Annotated in this window: 15 protein-coding genes; 9 read left to right on the top strand and 6 right to left on the bottom strand. The window is 37.7% G+C overall.

The window, feature by feature from the left end; genetic code table 11:
* Positions 1 to 110 precede the first annotated feature (110 nt).
* Positions 111 to 1,412, top strand: coding sequence for a UDP-N-acetylmuramoyl-tripeptide--D-alanyl-D-alanine ligase (locus R2Q77_RS04380; protein WP_316802486.1), 1,302 nt, complete (start codon positions 111 to 113; stop codon positions 1,410 to 1,412).
* A 151-nt stretch (positions 1,413 to 1,563) separates the two neighbouring features.
* Here R2Q77_RS04380 and R2Q77_RS04375 read toward each other — a convergent pair whose 3' ends face one another.
* From R2Q77_RS04375 to R2Q77_RS04360, 4 genes are read right to left on the bottom strand one after another with little or no spacing between them, the layout of a single operon-like run.
* Complete coding sequence (locus R2Q77_RS04375) at positions 1,564 to 2,037, bottom strand: hypothetical protein (protein WP_316802485.1); 474 nt, start codon at positions 2,035 to 2,037, stop codon at positions 1,564 to 1,566.
* 15 nt (positions 2,038 to 2,052) lie between these two features.
* Complete coding sequence (locus R2Q77_RS04370; RefSeq protein ID WP_316802484.1) at positions 2,053 to 2,550, bottom strand: gliding motility lipoprotein GldH; 498 nt, start codon at positions 2,548 to 2,550, stop codon at positions 2,053 to 2,055.
* Positions 2,519 to 4,021, bottom strand: a complete 1,503-nt coding sequence (gene ricT, locus R2Q77_RS04365) for a regulatory iron-sulfur-containing complex subunit RicT (RefSeq protein ID WP_316802483.1) — start codon at positions 4,019 to 4,021, stop codon at positions 2,519 to 2,521. The genes R2Q77_RS04370 and ricT overlap by 32 nt, the downstream gene beginning before the upstream one ends.
* Position 4,022: 1 nt before the next feature.
* Positions 4,023 to 5,171 (bottom strand): hypothetical protein, encoded by a 1,149-nt coding sequence (locus R2Q77_RS04360; RefSeq protein WP_316802482.1) that lies wholly within the window; start codon positions 5,169 to 5,171, stop codon positions 4,023 to 4,025.
* Positions 5,172 to 5,366: 195 nt separating this feature from the next.
* Between R2Q77_RS04360 and ruvX the strand changes: the two genes are divergently transcribed.
* From ruvX to R2Q77_RS04325, 7 genes are all read left to right on the top strand, one after another.
* A complete protein-coding gene (gene ruvX / locus R2Q77_RS04355) occupies positions 5,367 to 5,783 on the top strand; it encodes a Holliday junction resolvase RuvX (protein WP_316802481.1) in 417 nt (138 codons plus the stop codon).
* 9 nt (positions 5,784 to 5,792) lie between these two features.
* Positions 5,793 to 6,431 carry an O-methyltransferase gene (locus R2Q77_RS04350; RefSeq protein ID WP_316802480.1) on the top strand — a complete coding sequence of 213 codons (639 nt, stop codon included), beginning with the start codon at positions 5,793 to 5,795 and terminating at the stop codon, positions 6,429 to 6,431.
* Between the two features lie 78 nt (positions 6,432 to 6,509).
* Complete coding sequence (locus tag R2Q77_RS04345; protein WP_316802479.1) at positions 6,510 to 7,184, top strand: glucosaminidase domain-containing protein; 675 nt, start codon at positions 6,510 to 6,512, stop codon at positions 7,182 to 7,184.
* A gap of 51 nt (positions 7,185 to 7,235) precedes the next feature.
* The gene (locus tag R2Q77_RS04340) at positions 7,236 to 8,072 is read left to right on the top strand and encodes a glucosaminidase domain-containing protein (RefSeq protein WP_316802478.1); all 837 of its coding nucleotides are present in this window, start codon (positions 7,236 to 7,238) and stop codon (positions 8,070 to 8,072) included.
* Positions 8,073 to 8,120: 48 nt separating this feature from the next.
* The gene (locus R2Q77_RS04335) at positions 8,121 to 8,873 is read left to right on the top strand and encodes a hypothetical protein (RefSeq protein ID WP_316802477.1); all 753 of its coding nucleotides are present in this window, start codon (positions 8,121 to 8,123) and stop codon (positions 8,871 to 8,873) included.
* A complete protein-coding gene (locus R2Q77_RS04330) occupies positions 8,870 to 9,199 on the top strand; it encodes a hypothetical protein (protein WP_316802476.1) in 330 nt (109 codons plus the stop codon). Before R2Q77_RS04335 ends, R2Q77_RS04330 begins: the two co-directional genes overlap by 4 nt.
* 72 nt (positions 9,200 to 9,271) lie before the next feature.
* Positions 9,272 to 10,270: a DUF3078 domain-containing protein gene (locus tag R2Q77_RS04325; protein ID WP_316802475.1), complete on the top strand. Its 999-nt coding sequence runs from the start codon at positions 9,272 to 9,274 to the stop codon at positions 10,268 to 10,270.
* A gap of 2 nt (positions 10,271 to 10,272) precedes the next feature.
* Here the strand turns inward: R2Q77_RS04325 and R2Q77_RS04320 are convergent, their stop codons facing one another.
* A complete protein-coding gene (locus R2Q77_RS04320) occupies positions 10,273 to 11,001 on the bottom strand; it encodes a siderophore-interacting protein (RefSeq protein WP_316802474.1) in 729 nt (242 codons plus the stop codon).
* A gap of 96 nt (positions 11,002 to 11,097) precedes the next feature.
* Here R2Q77_RS04320 and R2Q77_RS04315 point away from each other — a divergent pair, with 96 nt between their 5' ends.
* Positions 11,098 to 12,090: an AraC family transcriptional regulator gene (locus tag R2Q77_RS04315; RefSeq protein ID WP_316802473.1), complete on the top strand. Its 993-nt coding sequence runs from the start codon at positions 11,098 to 11,100 to the stop codon at positions 12,088 to 12,090.
* 64 nt (positions 12,091 to 12,154) lie between these two features.
* On the opposite strand, the gene R2Q77_RS04310 is transcribed toward R2Q77_RS04315, so the two are convergent.
* Positions 12,155 to 14,575 (bottom strand): DUF5916 domain-containing protein, encoded by a 2,421-nt coding sequence (locus tag R2Q77_RS04310; RefSeq protein WP_316802472.1) that lies wholly within the window; start codon positions 14,573 to 14,575, stop codon positions 12,155 to 12,157.
* Positions 14,576 to 14,820 lie beyond the last annotated feature (245 nt).

Genomic DNA, 14,820 nt, shown 5'->3' with positions numbered 1-14,820 from the left:
TTAGTTTAAGGAGATAACCTGTTATTAAACTAATATATTTATCTAATGTACTAATTTTGTTTTTTTTTGCTGCGAAAGCTTAATTTTACCGCATACTTTTTACACAAAGCATGGTTACCACTGAAATTTTATACGCCCACTACCTTAAAAGCCTTCAAATATCTACAGATACACGTAATATTATACAGGGCAGTTTATTTTTTGCGCTTAAGGGCGAACACTTTAATGCGAACGAATTTGCTGCACAGGCTTTAGAAAATGGCGCTTCTTTTGCCATTATTGACGAGGAAGCGTATAAAATGAATGATCAGTGTCTTTTAGTGGAAGACGTTTTAATTGCCTTACAGGATTTAGCCCGCCATCACCGTAAGCAACTTAATATTCCGGTTATTGGCTTAACTGGCAGTAATGGTAAAACAACCAGTAAAGAATTGGTTAATGCAGTTTTAGCCGAACGTTATAAAACTTTTGCCACTTTCGGAAACCTGAATAACCACATTGGCGTTCCGCTTTCTATACTTTCAATTCGAAATGATGTTGAAATTGCGATTATTGAAATGGGGGCTAACCACCAAAAAGAAATAGAATTACTTTCTACAATTGCACAACCCACGCATGGCATTATTACAAATGTAGGGATGGCGCACTTAGATGGTTTTGGTGGTTTTGAAGGGGTAAAGAAAGGAAAAGCAGAACTTTATGCCTTTTTAAAGGCAACAAAAGGTTATACCTTTATTAACCGGGATAATGCTTATTTGATGGAAATGAGCGTTACTGCCAATTTAAATAAGCTGATTTTTTACGGTACAGAGGCCGGAAACACCATTAAAGGCAAGTTAAAAAGCAGCGATCCATATATTGAAGTTGAATGGACAAACCATGAGGAGGAATCGGTGGTTAAAACCCAGTTAACCGGCAGCTATAACTTTGAAAATATTTTGGCCGCAATTTGTATTGGCGATTTTTTTGATATGAATCCAGAATCGATTAACAATGGGCTTGCCAATTATCAGCCTAAAAACAATCGTTCTCAACTTACTAAAACGGAAAATAACACTGTAATTTGTGATTTTTACAACGCCAACCCAAGCAGCATGACCGCTGCTCTAAATAACATTTCAGTTTTAACAGCTGAGCAAAAGACAGCTATTTTGGGCGATATGTTTGAGCTTGGTCCTGAATCGGCAAAACAGCACGAACTAATTGTTAAACAAGCTTTTGAGTGTGGGCTAAATACCATAATTTTTATTGGCAAGGATTTTTATGCTTACCGGGATGATGCTAAAGGCCTGTTTTTTAAAACCCCTGACGAAGCCGCAGTTTACCTACAGGAAAATCCAATTAAAAACAACCTGGTTTTACTAAAAGGATCAAGAGGAATGAGGTTGGAGAACTTACTTCAATACTTGTAGGGCAAATAATAAATTCAGTATTCTAATAAATTATCCATAATGCACTCATCCCGCTGAATTGCTGCAGCTATAAAGATCCTGAAATAAATTCATGTGATGGGGATTTTGGGACTAAAAGTACCGGGAAGGATAAAACTAAAATGCCTGTAATTTACTTTGAAAATTGAATTTCATACCTTTCGCCTGAGATTTCCAGTATTTCAGGCTTCATTTTATCAGGAAAGGTAATCAGCACGATTCTTTTTAAACTTTTTTGCGGACCTAAAGTTGTTTTATTTTTTGCCGGCAAGGCAACAACTGTAGCTTGGTATACAAAAGAAACAGGATATTTCACCATGTTTACAACATCCAACAAGGAAACTTCAGAGAAATCTAGAGCAACGTTTTCATTTGTTTTATTACTCACTTTCAGCCTCACACTAACAAAAGTATAACCTTTTTTAGCAACGATCCTGCTATTCCCAGTAGCTTGCTGGCTTGCCGAACTCATTCCGTAAACTTCATATTCCAGATTGTTTTTATAGTTGAAGTTGTTCTTTGCAGGGCTAAGCTGGTAAATGGTATAGCAGGATGAAAGTGTTAAGATTAAACCAAAAAGGATTAATCTAAAGAGAGGCGTTTTCATAATTTATTAAGCGGTTTATTTATTTATAGTTTCCATTACAGCCAGGCCAACATCGCTAATTTCCACTAACGGATTGTCTCGCATATTTTGTTCTACTTCTATTTTAAACTTGCCGTTTCTTGGGAAATGATATTGGGTACGTACCGGCAGGGTATAACTAAATACATTACCCGAGCCGCTTCCGAGCCATTCACCATCATTTTTAGCCAATTTATATTGATACCGTTTGGTTACTTTATCCTTTCCATCAAAGAAATGTACTAAAATGTAGATATTAGAATACCGATATTCGGCGGTATGCCTGAGTTTAAAATAAATATTATACGCTTTGGTATTATCCTTAATTTCGAATAAAGTTGCAATACGGTTCCTGTAAGTCCACTTACGATCGGGTATTTGCACATTCGTATCCACAATACTGGTTGTACATCCCGAAATGAATGTTACAAATAATAAAAACCCTAAAAAAAGGATCGCTCTTTTATTCAGCAGCTGGTTTATTTTCTGAGCCATTGTTATCTTTTCGGCGATTATTATTTTTTCTGCGGTTATTTCTGTTCTTATTTTTACCCGGTTCTGCTTTAACACCTTCGGCCGGCACATTGCCTTCAGCTTTTACAACAGGCTTGGGGGTTTGTGGAGTTTTTGGTGCGTTTTGAGGTTTTGGGCCATTAACATGCTGCGGTTTTGGCACAACTGGTTGTTGAGGTTTTTGCCCGGTATTTTGCTGAGGCTTTCCTCCGCTTTTTTGAGGTTTTTGTCCTTGTGGTTGTTGCGGCTTAGCCGTTTGAGCCGAAGCATCGTTATTTTGCGTTCTTTCCCTTTTATTACGGTTGTTTTTCTGATTGTTATTTTTGTTCTGGCTGTTATTTCTGTTTTTAGAACGTTCATCCAAACGGGTTAAACTGTCTTGACCAACAACATTTTCGTAATCGAAAGATTTTTCTACCACAACAGGCGCAGCAATTTTAACTGCTTCTTCTTTCAAATTAGGTGCTTTTTTGCCTGCTTTGTTCATGGCCATGATCTCTTTTACACGAGCGGCTGCAACCGGAATCCAGTTTTCATCATTCGGGTAACTAAACCACATAATCTTTTTGAAAATATCTGTTTTTTGATGGCGGGCATAACCTCCTTCAGTATCCAGGTTTTCAATTCTATCCGGAATATCTTTTAAAGCATCTAAATAAGTATCCAATTCATAATTTAAACAACATTTAAGTTTACCGCATTGCCCGGCAAGTTTCAATGTATTTAAAGATAAGTTTTGATAACGGGCAGCGGCTGTAGAAACCGTTTTAAAATTTGTAAGCCAGGTTGAGCAGCACAATTCGCGGCCGCAAGAGCCAATTCCACCTAAACGGCCGGCTTCCTGGCGCATCCCGATCTGGCGCATTTCAATCCTGATTCTAAAGCTTTCAGCCATTTTTTTAATCAGTTCACGAAAATCTACACGACCATCAGCAGTATAAAAAAACGTTGCCTTGGTTTTATCAGCCTGGTAATCCACATCACTAATTTTCATCGACAGACGTAAATCCAATGCCAGTTTACGGGCTTTATGCATAGTTTCCCATTCCATTCCCTTAGCCGCATTCCATTTTTCTACATCCGCTTCGGTTGCTTTACGGTAAATTTTCTTCACCACCTGATCCATTGTCGTTTTGCGTCGCTTCATTTGAATCCGCACCAATTCGCCGGTAAGCGAAACGTGTCCAACATCAAAACCACCGGTTGGTCCTTCAACAGCAACCAATTCGCCAATTTCCAGGTAAATATTATCGCTGTTTAGAAAAAATTCCTTACGTGAACCTTTAAATTTTATTTCTGTAACCTGAAAAGGTTTATAGTTAGAAGGCATATCCAGGTTGGATAGCCAATCGTGCACTTCCATTGTTTGGCACCCACCGGTACCACATGAGCCATTACTTTTGCATCCATTAGGGGTGCAACCACCACCTGTTGAACAACTTCCACATCCCATATTAATTGTATATATATTGAGTCCCCGCAGGGAGCGTTTTAAACTTGATAATTTTTACCAGTTGTAAAGATACATCTAAAAACAGAATTTTTGGGTTTGCATTCCGTTCTATATGATAATGTGCCTTCTCCAGTTCGCCAATTATAGCTTCTGCCATTGGTAAGGTAAGTACGTGTGTACTTAGTTTTTTTGCTGTTTCAAACGTTAATGGTGGCAGTTTTACCAATTCTTCGGCACCACTTAAAATTAAACAGCATTCGCGTAAATAATTTACACCATATTTTAAAAAATTCTTCTGGTTTTCCCGCCCCCACTTGGCCGCCTCGTCAGTAAAATCAATTAAATCCGGCACTTTATTGCCAAATCCCATTCTTAACCAGGCCGTAAAAGTACCCGAACTGTCGCTTTGTGTATCGGCAGCTAATGCCTTAGCCTCAATTAAATTTCCGTCTGCCAAAAAAGCGTAATCAATTGCCTGATGCTCATTTAAGCCACTACTTTTTAACAAATAACCTGAAACTTCTTCACTGCTTAATTTAGGGATTTTAACAATTTGCGTACGTGATAAAATTGTTGTTAAAATCTGATCCTGACTTTGGGCAATTAAAATAAATAAAGTATTAGCAGGTGGTTCTTCAATGAGTTTTAGCAAAGCATTTCCTGCCTTATCCAAATACTCGGGCAGCCACATAATTAAAACTTTGGTTTCGGCTTCAAAAGCTTTATAACTTAGTTTTTTTATAATATCGTGACATTCGGCAATGTTAATATTGGCTTGTTTATTAGCTGCATCGAGCTTCGAACGCCAAATGTCCATGTCAAAATAGGCATCTTGTAAAACCATATTCCTCCATTCATCAAGTACATCAACAGCCGTTTTAATGCTGGCTGAGGCAAAAAACGGATAGGAGAAATGTAAATCCGGATGGATAAGCCTTTCGTACTTTCTACAGCTTGAACAGGTACCGCAGCTATCTTTTTCGCCCTTTTCAAGGCAATTGATGTATTGTGCATAAGCAATTGCCAAAGGCAATGCACCAGAACCCGCCGGCGATAAAAAAAGCTGCGCGTGGCTAATCCGGTTTTCCTTAACCGTTTGCACCAATTGTTGCTTAATTCTTTCCTGTCCTATGATTTCTTTAAACTGCATTTGGTGCAAAATAAGAAATAGATGTGATATTCACACATTCGTGATTATGATCTTACGCTGGAAGTACATATTTTATATTGAAAAACCCTGTTGATTCCCGATTTACCTATTATTTCAAAAACCTTACCTTTGGGCTTTTAAATTTTTAAAGCGGGTTAATCACCCAGGCAAAACAGCAACACTTAACCAATATACATGGCCCGAATTCTTGCTTTTGATTATGGAACTAAACGCATTGGCATTGCGGTAACGGATCCTTTGCAGATTATTGCAACTGGCCTGGATACGGTGCATCCAAAAGATGTGATTGAATACATTAAAAAATACATGCTTACAGAGCCGGTAGAGGCCTTTGTTATAGGTGATCCAAAGCAAATGGATGGCTCTCCATCAGACTCTGCGCCACATGTAAAAGGGTTTGCCACGCTGCTTAAAAAAGCATTCCCTGATGTACCGAGGCACTGGGTTGATGAGCGCTTTACTTCTAAAATGGCGCATCAGGCCATTATGCAAAGTGGTTTAAAAAAATCAGACCGGAGAGATAAGGATAGGGTTGATACCATTGCGGCAACCATCATTTTACAATATTTTATGGAAAGCAACCGTTTATAACCACAATATATGAGCTTGATAAACGAAGATTTACAACAATTACTACTCAATTACTGCGAGCCTGAAAGCGAATTGCTTCAAAAAATAGATCGCGAAACCAATCTTAAAGTTTTAATGCCACGTATGTTATCCGGCCATTACCAGGGCAGGGTTTTAAGTATGCTAAGCAAAATGGTTTCGCCAAAAAGGATTTTAGAAATAGGCACCTTTACCGGATATGCTACACTTTGCCTTGCCGAAGGTTTATCGGCCGATGGCATAATTTATACATTAGATATTAATGCCGAACTGGAAGATATGGTAAGGGCTAATTTTGCACAATCAGCATACAATGGCAAAATTAAATATATACTGGGCAATGCCATTGAAACGGCAAACAGTTTACATGAAACGTTCGACCTGGTTTTTATAGATGCGGATAAGAAAAATAACGGTACTTATTACGACCTGATATTTGATCGCGTTCGCCCCGGTGGAATAATCATTGTTGATAATGTACTATGGAGTGGAAAAGTACTTTTAGACAAACAGGATAAAGACACCAGCAATATTACTACTTTTAATGATAAAATAGCTACTGATGAACGGGTTGAGAAATTAATTTTACCGGTTAGAGATGGCTTATTTGTGATCAGGAAGAAGGGTTAATTTATTTACCCGCATTAATTGTTTAAACTGGCTAACTAATTATCAAAAAGATATGGCGGGCCAATACCCAAACGAAATATGAAATTACTTACCTTTTGCCTCTTAATTTTAAGTACTGTTTTTGCAAAAGCGCAGGATACGGAGGATTATATTGCAGAGCATGTTGATTTTGCACAAGGCTTAATGCGCGACCATAAAATTCCGGCAAGTATTATTTTAGCCGTTGCGGTTCACGAATCGGCAGCAGGAAACAGCAGAATAGCACAACATCTAAATAATCATTTTGGTGTAAAAGGGCCAAACAACAATGCAGATATTCGTTCTTCTTACCGTGACTATTTAAATGCAGATGAATCTTACAGCCATTTTGTTGAGATTATGGAAACGCGGTCTCCTTTTAATAATCTTTTTGAAAAATATGATCAGTACGATTACAAAGGCTGGGCGAAGGGCATTCAGCGTTGTGGCTATGCACACAGTCGCTCATGGAGTAGCCAGGTTATTGCCTTAATTAAAAAGTACGAACTGTATCAATACGATGAACGCCCGGAAGGTTATGAAGAACCTGTTTACGCAACAGCGGTTTACCATCGTAAAAGTAGGAGCCACAAATCAACTTCAAAATACACCGTTAAATCTGGAGATAATTTAAGCGTTATAGCCAAAAAGAAAGGTACAACTGTTAAAAAACTAATGCAGAAAAACGGCCTTAAAAAGGCCAATCTAAAACCGGGGCAAAAGATTAAGCTTTAACCTTTACCTGAAAAATATAAAAACACATCAACACCATAGCTCACCCTTAAAATGAAATTAAAATACCTCTATTTAGCCTTATTTGTTGTTTTATTCAGTGCCTGTAAAACCCGCCAGTACAGTAAAAACAATAAACAAATAGAAAAAGCTGCAAATAAAGCCAATAATAACAATTACAAAAGTTACAATACAGTAAGTTATATTGATGAATTCAAAGCCGTAGCAATAGAGGAAATGAATGCATACGGAATTCCGGCGAGTATTACCTTAGCGCAGGGCATTTTGGAATCGGGCAGCGGAAACAGTGATTTGGCCAAATATGCCAATAACCATTTCGGGATTAAATGTACCTCAGACTGGAAGGGGAAAAATTATTTCCGCGATGACGACCAGAAAAACGATTGCTTCAGGGTGTATAAAGATGCCCGCGAATCGTTTAAAGACCATTCTGAGTTTTTAAAACGCAAGCGTTATAGTTTTTTATTCCAGCTGGATAAAAATGACTATAAAAGCTGGGCACAAGGCCTAAAAACGGCAGGTTATGCCACCAATCCTAAATATCCGGATATGCTGATTACCACTATCGAAAAATATCAGCTTTATCAATACGATCAATCGGAAACCGAAAAGCAAAAAATTGCTCGTGAGGACCGTGTTTTCACTGAAATCAATGAAAATATCCCTCAGGAGAAAAAGAAATTTACCCCTGTTGAAACCCCGCCACCGGGCGCAAAGCCAATTATTGCCGACGGAACTTATACCGTTGTTAAGGGCGATACGCTTTACAACATCTCTAAAAGGTTTAATTTAAGTGTGGATGAATTGAAAATGCTCAACAACATTACCACAGATGGCATAAAGTTGGGTCAGGTGCTTAAGGTTAAATAATGTTAATCCTAAACATTGCCCCTTGCTTATTTGTAGTTTTGTAGACTAATGAAATTTATTGCTGTTTTTATTTCCTTTTTGTGCATCTCTGTGATGCTTTACGCCCAACAAAAACCGGTGCAGGGAATTGTTATTGACAAGGAAACCAAACAGCGTTTGGCTAAAGTTTATATTTATAACATTCGCACCGGCGATGGATTGTACAACAATACCAAGGGCGAATTTAGCACCTTTGCGGTTCCGGGCGATACTTTAGTGGCCGCCTTATCGGGTTACGGGGTTGATACCCTTGTTTTTAAAGGCCAGCCTGCGGCTTACTTCCAGTTAAAATCTTTAGGAATCAGATTGAGGGATGTTTTAATCCAGCAAAAACGATTAACGCCACAACAACAGTACGAAAAAACGATAAAAGAATATCGTTATCAAACCATGAAAGGCAGCAGCAAAGATTTATTGAATTTAGGCAATGGCGGTGTTGGTTTGGGTATCGATGCCATATATAACCTGCTGAGTAAACAAGGTAGAAATGCCCGCCATTTGCAAAAAATACTGGAAAAAGATTACCGCGAAGACTTAATTGACTACAGGTTTAATGCAAATCTGGTGCAGCAGGTTTTAGGAATAAAAGGCTCAGAACTTACAGATTTTATGCAGCAGTACAGGCCAACGTACCAATTTGTGCTGGATGCTACTGATTATTCTTTTAACTTGTTTATTAGAAATGCATATAAAAGTTACAGACTAAACCCTAAAGCGCTGCAGTTGCCGGCCTTACCCAAAATAAGCATTGATAAGCTGTGAAAGCACCTATATTAATTGTAAAGAAATTACCCGCAGCGGGCATGGCTGTATTTCCATTTATCCTGGTAAAATCTGCCCGGCTAAAAAAAGATCCTGAAATTATCAATCACGAAAAAATTCATCTTCGTCAACAGTTAGAACTGCTAATTTTTCCTTTTTATATCCTTTATTTCTTCAATTATTTAATAAACCTGGTTAAATATCAAAACCATGATTTGGCTTACCGAAATATCATTTTCGAACGCGAAGCCTACAACCATGAGGCTGATTTTACCTATTTAAAGAGGGGAAACTGGTTTGGCTGGCTAAGAAGCCGGAAACGTTAAATGTAAATCTAACCACGTAATCATTTCGTTAAACCTTTTATCTATAAGTATTTTTCGTTTTCTTTGTAACCAATGAAGAATTATTTAGCCGCACTATTAGTTATTCTAAGCATCTGCTCTACAAAATTATATGCACAGGAAATTGATACCATTCCCATCAATACCAAAGACCTGAACATAAAATTAAAGCGTAATCCGTTGCCAAGCAGACAAGGACCGCTAAACTTTGAACCTGTAAAACTTAAACCTTTTATTGTAAATGCAAAGGTAAATTACTGGAAAACCAAAACTTCGGTAGGCATTAACATTAACCAGGCAGCATTTAGTGATAACTGGAAAGGTGGGGGGGTAAACTCATTTGCTGTTGGTGGCTTACTTAATTACAAGGCCGAATACAATAAAAACAATTACAGCTATGTGAGCGAGGTTATTTTACAATATGGAAAGGTAAAAAACAAGGCGCAGTTGCAAAAGAAAACCACCGATCGTATTTACTGGGATAACAAAGCTTCTTTTCTCTTGTCAAAAAACTGGTCTTTCTTTGGTTCCATAAATTTCGAGTCGCAATTTGATAATGGTTATTCTTACAGTACCGTAAACGGTGCCGAAACTGCAACCCTAATCTCCAAATTTATGGGGCCGGGTTATTTAACGGAGTCTATCGGTTTTGAATATAAGCCAAATAAATATTTTTCTACCCGAATTGGTACGGGTACTGCCCGCCAAACATTTGTACTGGACACCAATTTATATAAAACAAATTCTAAAAACTTTGGGGTAGATCCGGGCAAGCGCTTCCGTAACGAGCTGGCTTTTCAGGTAGTGGCTGCTTTTGATAAGGATATTTTTACCAATACCAATTTAAAAGCGCGTTATGCCATGTTTATCCCTTACGAGGATATTGCCGTTAAAAATGTTGATCATCGTTTAGATGTTGCTTTAACCGCAAAAATTAACCGGTTTATGAATACCAGCTTAACAGGCGTTGTACTTTACGATAGGGATACCGATACAAAGGTGCAAGCCAGCCAAACGCTGGCCCTTGGCTTTACCTTTATATTTCCGAGATAAGTTTACAAACCTAAAACACCAATTTCCCAATAAGGAATACTTGTGATTTGTTTTGTAGCCACACCTTTTTGGCGCAGGTATTTTTTAAACTTCTGAACCGATCTTGATCTTCCGGAAAGATAAAACTTGGCATCTTTCCACATTTCCCAGCACTTTGGATGCATATTATCCATCCAGTTAATGGCATTTGATGCAGGCTCTTCCTGGCTTGCGGGTACTGCATCAAGCAAAAGTTTTATTCGTCTTAACGATTCTTCATTTTCTTCCTGCATTTCTAAAATCCCGAAATATTCGTGGTCTAAATTCTGGGATACATTTTTAAACCATTCGTATAATCCTATAGAAGTTTCATCACCAAAGAAAAAATGCTGATTTGCTTCATAATCGTATTTGATTTTGCCTTTATCAGCAATTAGTTTCAAACTTTCCCCAATTTTCAGGTTTTTGGCCCAGGCGCTTCCTTCTCCTTTCCCGTTCAGGTAGAACAAAATTTCGCAGGTTCCATTTTCCTTATCAAAAGCAGAAAGTGTATAATGGCGGTATTCGTGTTCGTTAATCCGAAAAAGAGCTTCCTGTCCCGGCGCAAAATCCGCCGTAAAAAAGTCGCCCTTAAAGGTAATCTGTTTTATATCCTGACTGATCATCTCTGTTTTAACAATTTCTACGAGATGAATTTTGTCGCTAATAAATTTCTCAACGGCATTAGCTAACCATGTGGGTATTTTTGGCATCGTATTAATTTGTTTAGTAACTTTACACAAAGTTAATCGTCAAATGCAACACTTATTTTACATAATAAGGATTAAAATTTATATGAAAGGGATTTCATGGCTTTAAGCATTTACGACGATTTTGACCAGCATTATATTGTTGGAAACCAACTCAATAACTTTGAATTAAACCAATCGTTGGTAACCGAACGGAAAGACATCTATAGTTTCCCATTTGGTGATGCCGAACTGGTGCAGATTGCTTTTTCGGGCATTTATATTGTTTATGGTGATATGTTGGTGAAAAACGGGCGTTTAAGGATTAAATCTTTTGAGGAACCCGAATTGGTAGAAATGCACTTTTCCATTAGTGGCGGCGGCATTATGGAAAATTACTTAACCAATAAAAGGTTAAACATTAAACCTAACCAGCACAATATTATTTATACACCTGATTTTGATGGCATTGCTGAATTTCCAACGGATCAAAAGTTTAAATTTTTTGAAGTCCATTTTAGTAAAGACCGGTTTGTTGAACTGACTAAAGATAGCAGCCCATTGCTGATGAAGTTTGCCGAAAACATTATGAACAACAAATCGGTTGAGATATCTAAAGATAATTTACCGATTAGCTTAGCCATGCACAGCTGTATTAACGATGTGATAAACTGCAGGGTTAGCGGTGGTTTAAAATTATTGTTTCTACAATCCAAATGTGTAGAATTATTGGCTTTACAGGCACAGGCCTTTGAAATGGCCTTAAAAGAAACCAATAATACCGTTGTAAAAACCACTTACGATAAAGACCGCATTTATTATGCCCGTGAGTATTTACTTGAGCACGCCAACCAACCACCATCTTTAAGCGAGCTGGCTAAAATAGCGGGGATAAATGAATTTAAGTTAAAGCATGGATTTAGGGAAACTTTCCAAAATAGCGTTTTCGGTTATTTAGGCGATCATAAAATGGCACAAGCTAAGGATTTGCTCTCCTCCGGAACTTGTACCATTAAACAGATTGCTGATGATTTAGGCTATTCGTCCGTACAACATTTTAGCCATGCCTTTAAGAAAAAATTTGGCGTAACGCCCGGCAAAAACAAAGGCTAAACAGTTTATTTAAAGCAATTTGTCTTACAATGTCTTTCTAAAAAACCTCCGCTGTTGTTTAGTATTATGCCTTCTTTTTCTTGCGGAGGTTTAAATAATCAATATAATATAAAACCTTTACCGATACGCTGTTATTCTGTGGTGCGGATAAAATTCCATCCAGGTTTTTACTATAACGTTTGGTATAATAAATATCGTTGGTTTCTGCCGCATCCTTATAAGATAGGGAGAGTTCGCTACCTGGTGCAAACTGCCAGGTATAAATTAAGTCGATATTAAAAACGTTATAATTACGATCGGTTCCGGTTAGTGGCGCGCCTTCATAATCAGCCAGGTTTCCATCATTTTTAAGCAAATAGTAGGCTTTATTTCTTCTGTCGCTCCAATAATGCCTTAACACAACTGTTAATCCCATTCTATTGCTAAAAGTATATTTTGCATCAAATGAATTTTCTACGGTGTTTCTGTCGTACTTAGAAAAAATAGCCTGATCACCAACGGCTTTAACCCAGTTTACGTAATTGTAGTTCGGGTTAAAGTCTAAATCCAACCCAAGGGCAATTTTATCACTCAACCTTAAGTTTTGAAAGAAATAGAAGTTATATTCCTTTCCTTTAAAAAGTTCACGTTCCCGGTACCTGATGTTTCCACCAAAGTTATAAGCTTTTGCACGATTGGGATTGATGAAGAGCACCGCACTAAACTCTTCTGGTGCCTTATAAACTTGCCCGTTCCTGGATTCGTAAAAATCGTTTCTGGATGCGCCGTAACTCAGGTTTACCTCTGCCGACCAAAAGTTTTTAAATTCAATATATGGTCCGCCCTCAATACTAAAACTTTGATAATCGCCTGGATTAACTCTTCTTGAATAGGAAATCAGTGAATAATTTAGCCATTTATTGTACCAAGAGTGTGGCTTGAAAACATCATAATGCGTTATAATAGTTTGATCGAGAAAATTATTATTGGTAAAAAAGCCCATATCCGATGGATCAAATTTATCATCGGCATAACGCTGTGCATATTCCCATCTGAAATTACCGCTTTGCCTGCCACCTTTAAACTCGTAACTATAACCGGTATTGCTTTCCTTTCCCTTTAAATAACTTAATTTACCATTCCCACTTACAAAATATTCGTTCTTTTTATCGTTTAGGGTAAAAAGCAAAGCACTTACATTGGCATCGTAGGCACTGCCTTGCCTCAGCACGTTGGTATTAATAAATGTGGCCGAGCTGTTATTTTTTAATGACTGATCGAAAACTAAAATATTATAATTGGTTAGGGGTTGGGTTTCTACTTGCCTTATGTTGCCGTTTTCATCTTCAACTTCCGTATGCATGGCATTGGTTATTGCATTAAAAACCCCAATTCCTAAACCTTTAGAAGTTCTGCCCGAAACCTTCGTTGCATTTAAAACTTTTGCCTCAGTTTGATCTTTTATAATTTTATCGGTCGCACTTATTCCACTGTGGTCGTAATAAGAAGGGATGGATCCAATTCTTTTAGAGTAAAATAAATCTCCTTTATTAAAAAGCTCTGTTCCTTCGGTAAAAAACTGGCGGTTTTCATTAAATTTCACTTCAAAAGGCGTCAGGTTTAATATTCTGTTATCTGATTGTACCTGGCCAAAATCAGGCACCAGGGTCATATCAAGGGTAAAGCTATTGCTAATGCCATATTTCACATCCATACCACCGTTGAAGCGTGTTGTTGTGTTTTTTACACCAGGTAAATTTGCCGGATAATGATTGATGTAAGCAGAAACATAAGGCGAAAACGATAACCTTAACGGCGCCTTAATGTCTTTTAAACCGGCCAAAGTACCACTTTGGTTAATTAATCCGTTTACTTTAGGATCAACAAAATTCCAAAAAGTTTGCTGATTTGCGATCTGCCTTTTTCTTATAAAATTTATGCCCCAGCTTTGCACATCTTTACTCGAAAAACGTAAGGCAGAATACGGAATTTTCATTTCACAAGTCCAGCCTTTATCATCAATTTTAACTGCACTTTCCCATACAGCATTCCAGTTGGCATCCTCATCAATATCAGGTGCATACTTAGCATCAAACTGTACACCCGCAGCTGTAACATAGAAGCCATTTCCATTTCTTCTATCTAAAAAAGTATCAAAAACGACCCCTATAAAATCTGCATTACCAATATTATCTCTGGTTACAAGCTCATGTACAACGCTGTCAGGTTTATCAAACATGCGCGCATACAGGTAAACGGCACCATCGTCATATAAAACTTTTATTTCGGTACGTTTTTCATTGCTTTCTATCCTTCCGGGTACAGGACGATTTTCGACAAAACCTGTTGCAACAGGTACATTGGCCCAACAGGCATCATCTAATATACCATCTATTTTAGGTGCCTGTGCAGTACGTATAGCTTGTAATTCTTTTGGTTTTACAGTAGTTTGCGCAAAACTTAATGAATATATGAAGGTTAAAAACAGAGGGATGAAAAGTTTCATTTGATTAGGTTAGTTAGCTATAAGACCGTAGGGCAAATGAAATGTTGCACGGCCTAAAGAAATATATTAAAAGTGTTTGATTTGGAAGATTAGCACCATCATCTTTATAAATTGCCAATTAGCTTTACAATGAATCAGGATTGATAAAAAATCATCATCAGGTTAATTGGTTTGGGCAAAACACATCCCTGCCATGCAATTTGCATCGCTTTGAAAATTAACCATCAATAGCGCCGCGGCTATTA

The organism is Pedobacter nototheniae (assembly GCF_032678625.1).
GTDB classification, from domain to species: Bacteria; Bacteroidota; Bacteroidia; order Sphingobacteriales; family Sphingobacteriaceae; genus Pedobacter; species Pedobacter nototheniae_A.
This window is presented reverse-complemented; position numbering and strand designations above follow the sequence as displayed.

What these genes read in the sequence shown, in the direction of transcription:
- R2Q77_RS04380 (WP_316802486.1), top strand. Translation starts at nt 111, where the DNA reads ATGGTTACCACTGAAATTTTATACGCCCACTACCTTAAAAGCCTTCAA.
- R2Q77_RS04375 (WP_316802485.1), bottom strand. Translation starts at nt 2,037, where the DNA reads ATGAAAACGCCTCTCTTTAGATTAATCCTTTTTGGTTTAATCTTAACA.
- R2Q77_RS04370 (WP_316802484.1), bottom strand. Translation starts at nt 2,550, where the DNA reads ATGGCTCAGAAAATAAACCAGCTGCTGAATAAAAGAGCGATCCTTTTT.
- ricT (WP_316802483.1), bottom strand. Translation starts at nt 4,021, where the DNA reads ATGGGATGTGGAAGTTGTTCAACAGGTGGTGGTTGCACCCCTAATGGA.
- R2Q77_RS04360 (WP_316802482.1), bottom strand. Translation starts at nt 5,171, where the DNA reads ATGCAGTTTAAAGAAATCATAGGACAGGAAAGAATTAAGCAACAATTG.
- ruvX (WP_316802481.1), top strand. Translation starts at nt 5,367, where the DNA reads ATGGCCCGAATTCTTGCTTTTGATTATGGAACTAAACGCATTGGCATT.
- R2Q77_RS04350 (WP_316802480.1), top strand. Translation starts at nt 5,793, where the DNA reads ATGAGCTTGATAAACGAAGATTTACAACAATTACTACTCAATTACTGC.
- R2Q77_RS04345 (WP_316802479.1), top strand. Translation starts at nt 6,510, where the DNA reads ATGAAATTACTTACCTTTTGCCTCTTAATTTTAAGTACTGTTTTTGCA.
- R2Q77_RS04340 (WP_316802478.1), top strand. Translation starts at nt 7,236, where the DNA reads ATGAAATTAAAATACCTCTATTTAGCCTTATTTGTTGTTTTATTCAGT.
- R2Q77_RS04335 (WP_316802477.1), top strand. Translation starts at nt 8,121, where the DNA reads ATGAAATTTATTGCTGTTTTTATTTCCTTTTTGTGCATCTCTGTGATG.
- R2Q77_RS04325 (WP_316802475.1), top strand. Translation starts at nt 9,272, where the DNA reads ATGAAGAATTATTTAGCCGCACTATTAGTTATTCTAAGCATCTGCTCT.
- R2Q77_RS04320 (WP_316802474.1), bottom strand. Translation starts at nt 11,001, where the DNA reads ATGCCAAAAATACCCACATGGTTAGCTAATGCCGTTGAGAAATTTATT.
- R2Q77_RS04315 (WP_316802473.1), top strand. Translation starts at nt 11,098, where the DNA reads ATGGCTTTAAGCATTTACGACGATTTTGACCAGCATTATATTGTTGGA.
- R2Q77_RS04310 (WP_316802472.1), bottom strand. Translation starts at nt 14,575, where the DNA reads ATGAAACTTTTCATCCCTCTGTTTTTAACCTTCATATATTCATTAAGT.